The 12,679-nt window shown below is 60.3% G+C and carries 10 protein-coding genes; 1 reads left to right on the top strand and 9 read right to left on the bottom strand.

Translation table 11 applies throughout. From position 1 onward, the window contains the following. Window positions 1–163 precede the first annotated feature (163 nt). From tpx to JIF53_RS04425, 4 genes are all read right to left on the bottom strand, one after another. A complete protein-coding gene (gene tpx, locus JIF53_RS04440) occupies window positions 164–661 on the bottom strand; it encodes a thiol peroxidase (protein ID WP_011787201.1) in 498 nt (165 codons plus the stop codon). 120 nt (window positions 662–781) lie between these two features. Continuing rightward, entirely contained in the window at window positions 782–1,999 is a 1,218-nt protein-coding gene (locus JIF53_RS04435) for a Bcr/CflA family multidrug efflux MFS transporter (RefSeq protein WP_153739634.1), read from the bottom strand. A 116-nt stretch (window positions 2,000–2,115) separates the two neighbouring features. Next, on the bottom strand, window positions 2,116–3,027 hold the full coding sequence (locus tag JIF53_RS04430; protein WP_031210070.1) for a LysR family transcriptional regulator: 912 nt from the start codon (window positions 3,025–3,027) through the stop codon (window positions 2,116–2,118). A gap of 80 nt (window positions 3,028–3,107) precedes the next feature. After that, the gene (locus JIF53_RS04425; protein ID WP_011787198.1) at window positions 3,108–4,259 is read right to left on the bottom strand and encodes an alpha/beta fold hydrolase; all 1,152 of its coding nucleotides are present in this window, start codon (window positions 4,257–4,259) and stop codon (window positions 3,108–3,110) included. A 179-nt stretch (window positions 4,260–4,438) separates the two neighbouring features. Here JIF53_RS04425 and JIF53_RS04420 point away from each other — a divergent pair, with 179 nt between their 5' ends. Further along, on the top strand, window positions 4,439–5,350 hold the full coding sequence (locus JIF53_RS04420; protein WP_194841868.1) for an acyltransferase: 912 nt from the start codon (window positions 4,439–4,441) through the stop codon (window positions 5,348–5,350). A 12-nt stretch (window positions 5,351–5,362) separates the two neighbouring features. Here the strand turns inward: JIF53_RS04420 and JIF53_RS04415 are convergent, their stop codons facing one another. The 5 genes from JIF53_RS04415 to JIF53_RS04395 form a co-directional block, all read right to left on the bottom strand. Further along, window positions 5,363–5,560, bottom strand: a complete 198-nt coding sequence (locus JIF53_RS04415; RefSeq protein ID WP_011787196.1) for a hypothetical protein — start codon at window positions 5,558–5,560, stop codon at window positions 5,363–5,365. Between the two features lie 61 nt (window positions 5,561–5,621). Continuing rightward, window positions 5,622–7,604, bottom strand: a complete 1,983-nt coding sequence (locus tag JIF53_RS04410) for a ribonuclease R family protein (protein WP_153739633.1) — start codon at window positions 7,602–7,604, stop codon at window positions 5,622–5,624. 71 nt (window positions 7,605–7,675) lie between these two features. Beyond that, a complete protein-coding gene (locus JIF53_RS04405; RefSeq protein ID WP_153739632.1) occupies window positions 7,676–9,394 on the bottom strand; it encodes a sensor domain-containing diguanylate cyclase in 1,719 nt (572 codons plus the stop codon). A gap of 135 nt (window positions 9,395–9,529) precedes the next feature. Next, window positions 9,530–9,979 carry a DUF411 domain-containing protein gene (locus JIF53_RS04400; RefSeq protein ID WP_014423038.1) on the bottom strand — a complete coding sequence of 150 codons (450 nt, stop codon included), beginning with the start codon at window positions 9,977–9,979 and terminating at the stop codon, window positions 9,530–9,532. 117 nt (window positions 9,980–10,096) lie between these two features. Then, window positions 10,097–12,679: a heavy metal translocating P-type ATPase gene (locus JIF53_RS04395; protein WP_199451910.1), complete on the bottom strand. Its 2,583-nt coding sequence runs from the start codon at window positions 12,677–12,679 to the stop codon at window positions 10,097–10,099.

The following is a 12,679-nucleotide window of genomic DNA, read 5'->3' as shown; positions in this document are numbered from 1 at the left end:
GGGCTTTCCAAAAAACGCTCCTTCGGCACATCCATGTGGCGCTTCTGCTCCGCCATCCCTGGCTCCGCAAATTTTTGGAAAGCCCACCCCACCCGGTCACCCGGACGGCGGTGCAATACCCTGTACTCTATCGATCAACAGGGGTTTGGAGGTTCAATGAATATCAGAGCACACTCAAAGCCGCATCGTAATCCGGCTCGTTCTTGATCTCGTTGACCAGTTCGCTGTGGATTACCTTGTTGTTCTCGTCCAGCACCACCACCGCGCGGGCGCAGAGGCCGGCGAGGGGGCCGTTCTGGATGGCCACGCCGTAGTCCTGCTGGAAGCTGTAGTTACGGAAGGTGGACAGGGTTTCCACGTTTTTCAGGCCTTCGGCGCCACAGAAACGGGAAGCGGCGAAGGGCAGGTCGGCGGAGATAACGAGTACTACGGTGTTGTCGAGGCTGCCGGCCTTTTCGTTGAACTTGCGGGTGCTGGCGGCGCATACACCGGTGTCGATGCTGGGGATGATGTTGAGGATTTTGCGTTTGCCGGCCCAGTTATCGAGTTTGACTTCTTCCAGTCCGCTGCTGGTCAGAGTGAAGGGCGGTACGTTGTCGCCCGGCTGGGGGAATTTTCCGCTCAGTTCAATGGGGTTGCCGTCGAGGGTGACGTTGCTCATATGCTGCTCCTGAGTTTGTTGAGAGTTCCTTGGCTTTATGTTCTGCAACTTACTCTGTGTAGCTTACTTTGGATGACTTTTCATCCCCGACTTTAGCTAGATCATGCTCGTGCGAGCCTTTCAGGCGCTGGCTTTTCCGGTTTCGAAGGCTTTCGCCGGGTAGCGCTGTACCAGCAGCAGGTAGCCGATCATGGCCAGTCCGGCGCAGGTGGCGATGACGGTGGCCATCACCAGAGGGGTGCCATTGTGCAGGGCTCCGACGATGGCGCCGGCGATGGCGGCGGCGCTCATCTGGATAAATCCAAAAAGCGCGGAGGCGGAGCCAGCCATGGTGGGGAAGTTGGCCAGGGCGCCGGCCATGCACTGGGGCAGTACCAGGCCGGTACCGGCCATGAAGATGGCCTGGGGAATCATCACCGCCCACGGGCTGTAAACCTGTTGGTAGGCCAGGAGCGCCATGATGGCGCCGCCGGCCAGGGCGGTGACCAGGCCGTAGAACAGGATCTGATCCGGGCCCAGGTAACGCGCCAGTCGGATGGAGCCCAGATTACCAGCGATGTAGCCCACCACGATGGCGGCGAAGTAGAAGCCGAAGTGCTCCGGCTGAACCCCCAGTACGTCAATCAGCACGAAGGACGCGCCGGACAGGAAGGCAAACAGCCCGCCGTAGATGGCAGCGTTGGTCAGGGTGTAGCCAATGAAGCTGGCGTCGGTGCTGATGCGCCGGTAGTTGGCGAACAGGTGGCACAGGCGCAGGGGCTGGCGATACTCCGGTTTCAGGGGCTCAGGGATGCCAAAGGCGGTGACCGCGGCCATGACCAGGGCGTAGCCGCCCATGGCGATGAAGATCCAGTGCCAGCTGAGACCACTAACCATCAGGCCGCCCAGGGTAGGGGCCACCGCCGGTGCCAGGGCCATGATGCTGGCCAGCAGGGCGAGGATTTTGGCGGCTTCCCGAGGGGTATAGATGTCGCGGATGATGGCGCGACCCAGCACAGGGCCAGCGGAGCCGCCCAGGGCTTGCAGGAACCGGAACAGCTGCAGGGTTTCGATGTTGTTGGCCAGGGCGCAGCCGATGCTCGCAACAGTAAAGAGCAGGAAGCCACCGATCATGATGGGTTTGCGGCCGAAGCGGTCGGCCAGCGGCCCGCAGATGAGTTGTGCTATGGCGAAGCCGGCCAGGTAGACGCTCAGAGTCAGCTGGACCTGATCGGTGCCGGCATCGAAGTCGGCGCCGATCTGGGGCAATGCTGGCAGGTACATGTCCACGGCCAGTGGCCCGAGGGCGACGGCGGCGGCCAGCAGTATGGTTGTCCAGATGCTTGTGAGTGCTAACACTATTTGTCCTGACTTTAGAGTTGCGCTAGGTCGACGATTGACGTGAAGTCTAGGGTTTATGGTGCGTTTGGATAACGGCTTGTAGCCTCATGCAATACATGAACAAAACTGATTGATTAATCGTTCAGCCCGTTCATGGTCGCTGCAACCGAATTCACCTGGTTGCGTACCCAGCGGTGGGCCGGGTCATTCTGGTGCCTTCGGTGCCATAGCATCAGCAGGGTAAAGGGCTTGTAGTCGAAGGGAAGTGGAACCCAGGCGAAGTCCCGCATGAGTTGTGCGCTCATGCGTTCCGGGGCGGTGGCCAGCATGTCGGTGCCGCGGAGGAATTCGGGCAGGCCGGAGAAGTTGGAGACGGTGACCACGTTGCGGCGGTCCAGGCCCTTGGCGTGCAGGGTGTTTTCAAAGCCGGGTCGTTCGCCGGTGGCGAACATCAGGGCGATGTGATCGGCTTTCAGGTATTCGGCCAGATCTGTCGGCGCGTTGCGTTGGTTTGGGTCATAGAACACTACCATGCGGTCCGCCATCAGGCCCCGTTGCATGATGTCCGTGGTTTCCGGTGCGTGCGGGCTGATGATCAGGTCGCAGGCTTCTTTGCGCAGCATGTCGGCGTTGGGGATGCCGGAGGGAATCACCTGTAGCCGGATGCCCGGGGCCTGCTGCCGCAGGATTCGGAGCAGCCCGGGCAGAAGCAGATCCCGCTGGTAATCGTTGGCGGCAATGGTGAAGGTGAATTCCGCCGACGCCGGTTCGAAGGGCGGCCCGGAGGGCAGGGTGCGCAGATCATCCAGCAGTTGGCGGATGTGGGGGCCGGTGCGCAGGGCGTAGTCGGTGGGTACAATGCCGCGCCCTGATTTCACAAACAGGGGGTCGCCGAAGGCCTGTCTCAGGCGCTCGAGGGTGTGGCTCACGGCCGATTGGGTAACGCCCAGGCGAACCGCCGCCCGGGACACGCTGCCCTCATCCAGAACCGCCACAAACGTTGCCAGGGATCGCAGATCCAGGCTCAACATATCAACAGGTTTCATGGGTGGCAGTTTAAAGCAGGGAAGACGGAAAGTCAGCGGTGGAAAGCGCTCCCTGCCACCTGCCGCTTGTGAAAGTAGTATCAGTCAGACCTTGCAGCCAACCAGTCGGCCAGCTCAAGCCAGGACGCCCGGGGCGCTTTGCTTCCGGCCAGTATCCCCATGTGCCCGCCGGGGGCCACCCGGAAGGTCTTATCCGTGGAGCTGACGTGGTCCATCACTCGCTTGGCGGCACCGGGTGTAGCGAGGGTGTCCTCCTGGCCGGCGATGGCCAGTAAGTTGGCGTTTACGTTCTCCAGTCGAGCGAAGTCGTCGCCAATCTGGATCTGGCCTTTGGCCAACTGGTTATCAATCCAGACCCGGACCACGGTGTCCTGAATGACACCGCCGGGGTAGGCCACCATTCGGTCCAGAAAGGCCGAGGTGGTGGCATGGTTGGTGACGAATTCGCGGTCGCCCAGTCGCACGATCAACTCCCAGTAGCCCATCACACTGCCAACCGGGTTGGTTAACTTGAAGCCGATGGTGTTGGCCCAGCCCGGGGTGTGGAACCAGTGCGGTTTCATGTCGTGGAGCCGGAAACCGGTTCGCTTGCGCACTAGTTCTGCAACGTCTGCAATTCGTTGATACATCCAGCCAATCAGGCCGGAAGCATGGCTGTCGATGGGCAGGCCCAGGACGATGGCGTTGCGGATGTGCTGGTCCTTGCTGAGGGCAGAGTAGAACAGCGTGAACATGCCGCCCATGCTCCAGCCATGCAGTGACAGTTCCTGTTCCCCACTGTGTTCCCGGACCCGATTCAGATACTCCGGCAGGAATTCGGCAACATAGGTATGCATGTTGTAGTGGGTATGTTCCCGGCCCGGCATACCCCAGTCGATCAGATAGACCTCAAATCCTCTGGCTCGAAGGAAACGCACCAGACTTCGCTGGGGAAACAGATCATAGATCAGCATATTCACGGCCAGAGGAGGAATGATGACGATCGGCGTGCGGTGGGTCTTGCGTTCTACCGGGATCACCATGCCATCCAGTTCAATGAAATCCTCCTCCAGCGGCGGATAGTATCGCAGGCTCACCAGCCCATTGCTGTGCAAGGTCTCGAACGGGGTCTGGCCTGCCTGTACCAGGCTGGCCGCCCGGAAAATCCGGTCGAAGGCATTGCCAGCGTAGAGTGCGCTCTGGCGGGCGAGGCCGGAGGAGGTCTTGATAGCGGATTTCAGGGGGTTGCGCATAGGGTGTCCGGTGTAGCTGCGGTGCGTGTGGAGTCAGATAATAGAGTGGATTCATTCCCCCAGCCATGGCAAGACTGTCACATCCGGTCGGCGTTTTGGTCACTTCGGGCCACTGCCCAAGCGGCTGCCAGGTTGCTATGATTGCGGGCTTCGGAAACAACAACCACAACAGGATGCCCATGCTCAGTTTCCTGCCTGCCCCCGTTATTGGCGTGCTTAATTCCCTGCTACTAGGCCTGAACACCGTGTTCTGGTGCCTGCTGCTCTATATCCCCGCGGTGCTCAAGCTGGTTATTCCGCATAAGGGTTTCCGGGTGTTGTGCACCCGCGTGATCATCTGGATTTCGGAGTCGTGGGTGGCCTGCAATACGGGCTGGATGAAGCTCACCCACAATACCCGCTGGCACGTGGAAGGCGCTGATAAGCTCAAGCGCGAGAGCTGGTATCTGGTGCTCAGCAATCATCAGAGCTGGGTGGATATCCTCGCCATGCAGCGGGTGTTCAACCGGCGGGCGCCGTTTCTGAAGTTCTTTCTCAAGCAACAGCTGATCTGGGTCCCGGTGATCGGCCTGGCCTGGTGGGGGCTGGATTTCCCGTTTATGAAACGCTACACCCGGGAGTACCTGATCAAGCATCCGGAAAAACGGGGCGATGACCTGAAGGCGACCCGTAAGGCCTGTGAGAAATTCCGCTACACGCCGGTGAGTGTGATGAACTTTGTCGAAGGCACCCGTTTTACACCGGCCAAGCACGACCGGCAGAAGTCACCGTACCAGCATTTGCTGGTGCCCAAGGCCGGTGGAGTGGCCTTTGTGCTGGATGCCATGGGGGATTCCATTGATACCCTGGTGGATGTCACGATTGCCTATCCCGATGGCGCTCCAACGTTCTGGGACTTCATTTGTGGGCGGGTGCCGGAGATCCGGATGAGCATTGATACCCAGACCATTCCGGAACACCTCAAGGGCAGGGATTACTCTGAGGACGCCGAGCACCGCCGCAACGTCAAGGACTGGTTGGGCGATCTGTGGCGTGCCAAAGACGAGCGGCTGGGGCGAATGCTGGCCCGGCAGGACCAGAACCCTAGCTGATGCCGTCCCGGGTCAGTCGTCGTCTTCGACCTGATCCGGGTGTTCCTTCTTGAACCTTTCCCACTCTTCCCAGTCATGGGGAGTGCCGGCATGGGGCCGTTTCAAATGCCTGGCATGCTCCATGGCATTGTGGCGCAGGCTGTGGTCGGGCTCTTCTTCTTCCTTGTCGAAGCCGTACTTTCGCAGAAATTCCTGAGGACTGATGGGCATAACACACCTCCTGAAAACAGAAGACCTCTGAACAGATACGGTGTGTCTGCCCGGCTGGTTTTCAACCCTTGTCGTCGGTTCCGGGATTAATGTCCTCGGCCTCGAGCAGTTTGAAGTTGATCTGCCGACGCTCTTCGTCCACACCGGAAAAACTCACGGTTACCCGCTGGTCCAGCTGGAAGATCCGGCCGTTCTTGTTGTGCACCAGGCGCAGCGTAACCGGATCAAAGCTGAACTTGCCCTCCAGATCCTTGCAACTGACAAAGCCTTCCAGGCCGTTGCAATCCAGGCGGACGAAAAACCCCGACGGCATGGTGCGGGTAATGGTGCCTTCCATCGGATCTGCCGGCAGGCCTTTGGCGTAATCGCTCTTGAGCCAGGCCTCCAGGGTGTTGGCAGCCATGCGGGCGCGGAACTGGGTGGTCTGGAGACTCTCCAGCTGCTGCGGGTTCAGGGCCTTGATGGGTTGATCCCAGAGTGCGGCCTTGATCAGACGGTGCACGTAGAAGTCCGAGAACTTGCGCAGCGGTGAAGTAAAGGTGGTGTAGGCCGCCAGTCCCATACCCTGATGCGGAGCAGGCTCGAAGCCCAGTTCGGCCCGGGCCAGTTGGCGCGAGAGAATGGACTTGACCGGCACATCGGCCTGCAGGCCATCGGTGTGTTTCATCAACGCCTTGAAGCCTTCGGCACTGGTGGCATCCAGTTCGGCCAGATGTGGGGCGTAACCTTCCAGCAGTTTACGGATATTGTCGGCGCGGTCGTCCCGCAGCCCCGGATGCTGGATGAACAGGCCTTGCCCCTGCTTTTGCAGGAAATCGGCCGCACAACGATTGGCCGCAACCATGCATTCTTCCACCAGCCGGTGGGCTTCGTTCTGCACTGCCGGTTCAATCACCCGGATCCGCTTGTTTTCGTCCAGACGCAACCGGAATTCGGGGCGATCATTGCTCAGTAACGCGTGCTCCGAGCGCCATTTGCGCAGGGCAGTGGCGGCCTGATGCAGCTGGTCCAGGCTGTTGGCGACGGCTTCGGGCAAGGCCTTGATGTCATCGTCTTCCCGACCTTCAATCAGGTGTGACACCAGCTCATAGCTCAGCTTGCCCTGGGAGCGGATGACGGCCTGGCGAAAGCTGTAGTCGCCCAGGCTGCCATCGTTGTTCACCTGCAGGTCGCACACCAGGGCCAACCGGGGTACCTCTGGCATCAGCGAGCACAGGCGGGTGCTGATGGCGTCCGGTAACATCGGCAGTGGCTCACCCGGGAAATAGATGGCGGTGGCGCGGTTAAAGGCTTCTTCTTCGGCCGGGCTGCCCGGCTCGATCATCGCGGTCGGGTCGGCGATGGCGATGGACAGGGTCCAGCCAGTGGCATTCGGGGTTGCCATCAGGGCATCGTCCATATCCTGGGTGCCCGGACTGTCGATGGTCACGTAGGGCTGTTCGGTACGGTCTTCCCGGCCCTCGCGGTGTGAGGTAACGGATTCCTCAGTAAGGGTGTCGGCCTGCTTCTGCACTTCTTCCGGCCAGGCATCGGCCAAATCAAAGTTGGCGAGGGTGAAGGCCCGTTCGATGCCCGGCTCACCGGCCTTGCCGATCACCCGCAGCACCTTCGCCTGGCCCTTGCCGTCCTTGATCGGATGGCGGTGAATCTGGCAGTAGATGAAATCATCGGGCTGGGCGCCCTTGCGTTCTTTCGGCGGAATAAAAATCCAGCGGTTGATGCCCGGGGTTTCCGGTGCCACAAAGTGGCCTTTGCCCTTGATCAGATAGCGGCCCACGAAGGTGGTCAGGTGCGATTCCAGCAGCTCGTCGACAACGCCCTGGGTTTTGCCTTTTTCCACTTCGTGTTCGGTGACATTGACCCGATCACCGGGCAGGACTTTCTGCATTTCCTCGGGAGGCAGAAACACATCCCGCCCTTCATCCAGGGCCACAAAGCCGAAACGACCGTTGGTGGACTTGACGGTACCGGGGAAGACCACCTTGTTCTGTTTGATGTCGGTTTTCAGCTGGCGCAACTGATTGAGAGCGTCGGCGTTGAGCATGAAGAGATAACCTGAATAAAAAAGTGTGTTGCAGCGGAGTATAACGGTTCTGCCAGTGCGAGTCAGATCTGTCAGGCCGGATGAATGGCCTCGCCGGTGCCCGTGCGGATGCAGACCCGATTCCGGCCGTTTCGCTTGGCCTCGTACAGAGCCTGGTCTGCGTTGCGCAGCAGGACATCGAGATCTTCACCGGGCTGGCAAAAATAGCCGCCAACACTGATGGTTACCGGTGTTCCGGTGCGCTGGCTTTCCTGCTCGACGCTGGCGCGAATACGACAGGCGATCTGCTCCAGCGTGGCGGCATCGCAGGGTGAGAGCAGGACTACAAACTCGTCGCCACCCCAGCGACCGGGGTGGTCGTAGGGCCGAACCGCCGCTTTCAGCCAGAGCGCAACCCGGCACAGAATCTCGTCTCCGGCCTGATGGCCCTGGCTGTCGTTGATGGCTTTGAAGTGGTCTATGTCCAGCCACAGAAGCCCGAAGCCCTTCTGCTCCCTTTCCGCGCGCTGGATCTCTTCATTCATCACCTCGTCCAGGCCTCTCCGGTTCTTCAGGCCGGTCAGGGCATCGACCCGGGCCAGGCGCTGCAGCTCTTCGGTGCGGTGGGCCACCTTCTGTTCCAGCTCGCGGGTGGTATCTTGCAGGGAGTGGGACATTTTTTCGAAATGATCCACCAGGCGGCCGATCTCGTTGTCCGGTTTTGGCAGGTAGGGCAGATCAAAGCGCCCGTCCCGCAGCCGATGCACGGCTTCCTCGAGGCTGATGACCGGGCGCAGAATGCGGGACTGTATGATCTGGTGGAACAGCACCAGGGTCACCAGCAGGCTGAGCAGGAACACCGCGATCAGGGGCCAGAGGTAGCTTCGGGGAATCAGCGTATCCAGGTCCAGCAGGGTAATCTCAAACCAGCCAATGGCGGGCAGAAAGGCCACGCCGGCCAGATGCTTGCGGCCATCCACCGACACAAACCCGCTTTCCACCGCGCCATCTTCGCCATCACGCTGTTTGAGCATCTGCAGCATGCCCAGAATCTGCTGTTTGTCCTGGGGATCGTCGAACAGCAGATCCACGGTGTTTTTCTGGCCTTCGGGTTTGATGATGGTGGCAAAATCGATGTAGTTGCGATCGCGGTACAGTTGGATGGCGCCGTTATAGTCCACGAACAGGGTGGTAATGCCGTCCTGGCCGATGTCGACAATGTCCTGCAGAAAGTCGTCCAGATTCAGGCCGGTACCCACCATGCCGACGATGTTGTTGTCGGCATCGCGCATGAGCACGTCTATCCACAGCTTGGTAACGCCAAGTTCGGTATCGGGATTGACGTTCAGGTGAAAGTCGCGGCCCTCGTCAATGAGCTGGAAGAACCAGGCATCGTCGGGTTTGCCGGGGTTCAGTACATAGCGGAATTGCTGGCCGGCATACTCGTTATTGGCATTGTTGTAGTAGTAATGACCGTTGGCGTGAAGGGCCACAAAGTAGCTGTTATCCCGGAAGTTGCTGCGGAAGCTCTCCATCTGGCGGATGGCAAGGGTTTTCAGGGTTGGGTCATCGGGGGATTGGGCCCATTGAATCAAGGCAGAAGAGTTGGCCATTTGCCGGGCCAGCCCGATTTCCCGTTCCAGGGACTGCAGCAGCCGGGCGCTGTCATAGCGCACCTGGATTTCGGCCACCTGCTGGCCCCAGCGTTCAATAATATCTTCCGATAACGCCCGGTAGGCCAGCCAGGAAGCGGTACCCGCCGCGACGATCAGCACCGCGGCCAGCCCGAGAAAGCGGGTTTTGAGGCTCAAAATGTTTCCTTGCCTAATGTGTTCCGAATCTATCTTCCATCATAGAACAGTGCGGGGCTCTCGTGTAGAAAAAATAGGCAGACTTTGGGCGCAGACCTGCAACCTGCGCCCTTTCATAGCCCCGCAGGGGAACCATCAGTTGTGTTGGTTGAACACCCGCGTCTGGCCCTGGTCGTTGAACAGAATAACCTTGTAGTGATCTTTCCGGTCGCCCATCTCCATACCCGGAGAGCCCGCCGGCATACCCGGTACGCTCAGGCCGGTGGCCTTGGGGGCTTCCGCCAGCAGGCGCTTGATGTCGTCTGCCGGCACATGGCCTTCAATCACATAACCGTCGACAAAGGCGGTATGGCAACTGCCCAGACCCGGAATCAGCCCGGCTTCGGCTTTGATCCTGCCCATGTCGTCGCTGTTGGTGGCGGTGACATCAAAACCGTTTTCTTCCAGATGGTCGATCCAGTCGCCGCAGCAGCCGCACGTGGGGGATTTGTACACGTGAATGCTCTGGGCCGCACCGCCGGCAAGGGCGGTGGTGCTGAATCCCAGGGCAGCCATCAGGCCGAGGGCAAGGGTGTGTTTTCTCATGGTGATTACCTCAGTGATGTTGATCGGAGTTGTCCGAGTTAGAGCCGGAGAGCCAGAACCACCAGACAATGGCAGCCATCAGGGCGAGACCACCGGCATTGACCAGAAAGGTTGTCATCAGTTCCGCTCCTCTGCTGATACCTGGGGTTGGCTGGTCTTGAACAGCCGCAGCCGGTTGGCGTTGGAAACCACCGTCACTGAAGACAGCGACATGGCGGCGCCGGCCAGGATCGGACTCATCAGGATGCCCCACACAGGGTAGAGCAGGCCGGCGGCCACCGGAATACCCAAGGAGTTATAGATAAAGGCCCCGAACAGGTTCTGGTGAATGTTCTTCACCGTTGCCCGGGAGATCTCGATGGCGTCTGGCACCCCGTGCAGGGAACCGCGCATCAGGGTGATGGACGCACTTTCAATGGCCACGTCGGTGCCGGTTCCGATGGCAAAGCCGACGTCCGCAGCTGCCAGCGCCGGGGCATCGTTGATGCCATCCCCCACCATGGCCACCGTGTAGCCTTTGCCCCGCATTTCGCTGACCACTTCGGCTTTGTCCTCCGGCAACACCTCGGCCCGGTAGTCATCGATGCCGGCCTTGGCCGCAATGGCCTTGGCGGTGGCATCGACATCGCCGGTGACCATCATCACCTTGATGCCAGCGTCGTGAAGGCGCCGGATGGCAGCCTCGGAATCCGGTTTAATGGCATCGGCCACGCCGATGACACCCAATACTTGCTGGCCCACCGCCAGGAACAGCGGCGTGCCGGCTTCCCGGGTAATGGTTTTGGCGGCATCATCCAGAGCCTCGACAGACAGCCCTTCGGCTTCCAGCCAGCGCCGATTGCCCAGGCGTACCGGTTCGCTATCAAGCTTGCCTTGCACACCTTTGCCATTGAGCGCTTCAAAGCCGGAGACCAGTTCTGGCTCAATATCGTTCTCGCGGGCCCGGTCCAGAATGGCTTCTGCCAGCGGATGCTCGGAATGCTGCTCCAGCCCGGCGGCTAATGCCAGCAGGCGTTTCTCATCGCCGTTTGTCGCGTGCACCCGGGTTACCGCGGGATGGCCCTCGGTAATGGTGCCGGTTTTATCCAGAATCACCAGATCGATTTTTCCGGCAGTCTGCAAGGCATCGCCCTGGCGAATCAGCGCACCGTACTCTGCTGCCTTGCCGACACCCACCATCACCGACATGGGCGTGGCCAGCCCCAACGCGCAGGGGCAGGCAATGATCAGTACCGTGGTGGCGGCCACCATCATGTGCACCACCGCCGGCTCCGGCCCGACGTTGTACCAGACCAGCGCCGACACCACGGCAATCAGCATCACCGTGGGCACGAACACCGAAGAGATCTTGTCTGCGAGCCGGCCAATGGCGGGTTTCGAGCCCTGGGCCTTTTTCACCAGCTTGATGATCTGGGCCAGCGCGGTCTCGCTGCCCACCCGGGTAGCTTCATAAATAATCGAGCCGTGGGTGTTCAGAGTACCGGCCGAGACCTCATCGCCTTCGCCCTTGCCCACCGGCATGGGCTCACCGGTCAGCATGCTTTCATCGATGCGGGTGGTGCCTTCGGCAATCACCCCGTCCACCGGCAGCTTCTCGCCCGGGCGCACCCGGATGCGGTCGCCTTTCTGAACCTCTTCAACGGGAATATCCTGCTCCTGGCCGTCGCGGATCACCCGGGCCGTTTTCGCCCGTAAATCGAGCAGCCGGCGCACCGCTTCCGAGGTCTTGCCCTTGGCCCGCAACTCCAGGGCCTGGCCCAGATTGATCAGGCCAATGATCATCGCCGAAGCCTCGAAATACACATGGCGAGCCATCTCCGGCAGCGCCTCCGGCGCACTGGCCACCACGATCGAATATAGCCAGGCGGTGCCGGTACCCAGAGCAATCAGCGTGTCCATATTGGCGTTATGATGTTTGAACGCCTTCCAGGCACCGGTGTAGAAATGCCCGCCGGTGGCAATCATCACCCCCAGAGTGAGAATGCCCAGATTAATCCAGGTAAGCTGATTGGCCTCGGTCACCATCATCGACCCGAAGCCCATGCCCCAGATCATCAACCCAAGGCCCAGCCCCAGACTAATGGCCATCTTCACCAGCAGTACCTTGTACTGCTTCTTGTCCTCTTCCTGCTTGCGGTCGTCGGCGGCATCCGCGTCTTCAATCACCCGGGCACCATAACCCGCACTCTCCACCGCCTGCACCAGCGCCTGCGGATCGGCATCACCGCTGGCGGTCGCGGTGCTGTCCGCCAGATTCATATGAGCGTGAGTGACACCGGGGACCGACATCAACGCCTTCTCAATGGTATTCACACAGGATGCACAGGTGGCCCCACTGACCGCCAGCGCGATCTGCCCGTCGCCGGCATCCGATGGCTCGACGTCGGTCGAGGCGGCCGGTGTATCCGGGTCCGGCGCCTTATCAGCGGCGGACTTGCCTTTTTTGGATGCGCAGCAACTGCCGGAGGGTTCGTTATGAACCAAAGGCTCCGCCGGGTAGCCAGCCTCTGTCACAATCCGTGCCGCCTCGGCGCTATCCACGTCCTCTGGAAGGGCCACGGTCTGTTCTTCAAGATTCACCTCCACCCGCTCGGTGCTCCCGGTCAGCGGTTCCAGAGCATGACGAATCTTTTTCGCACAACCCTGACAAGAGGCGCCGGAAATACTCAGCGCTGTTTTCAGAACCGATGCATCACTCAT

The organism is Marinobacter sp. bablab_jr008 (genome assembly GCF_016464145.1).
GTDB lineage: Bacteria > Pseudomonadota > Gammaproteobacteria > Pseudomonadales > Oleiphilaceae > Marinobacter > Marinobacter nauticus.
Note: the sequence above shows the minus strand (reverse complement) of the source record. Positions and strands in the feature narration are given on the sequence as shown.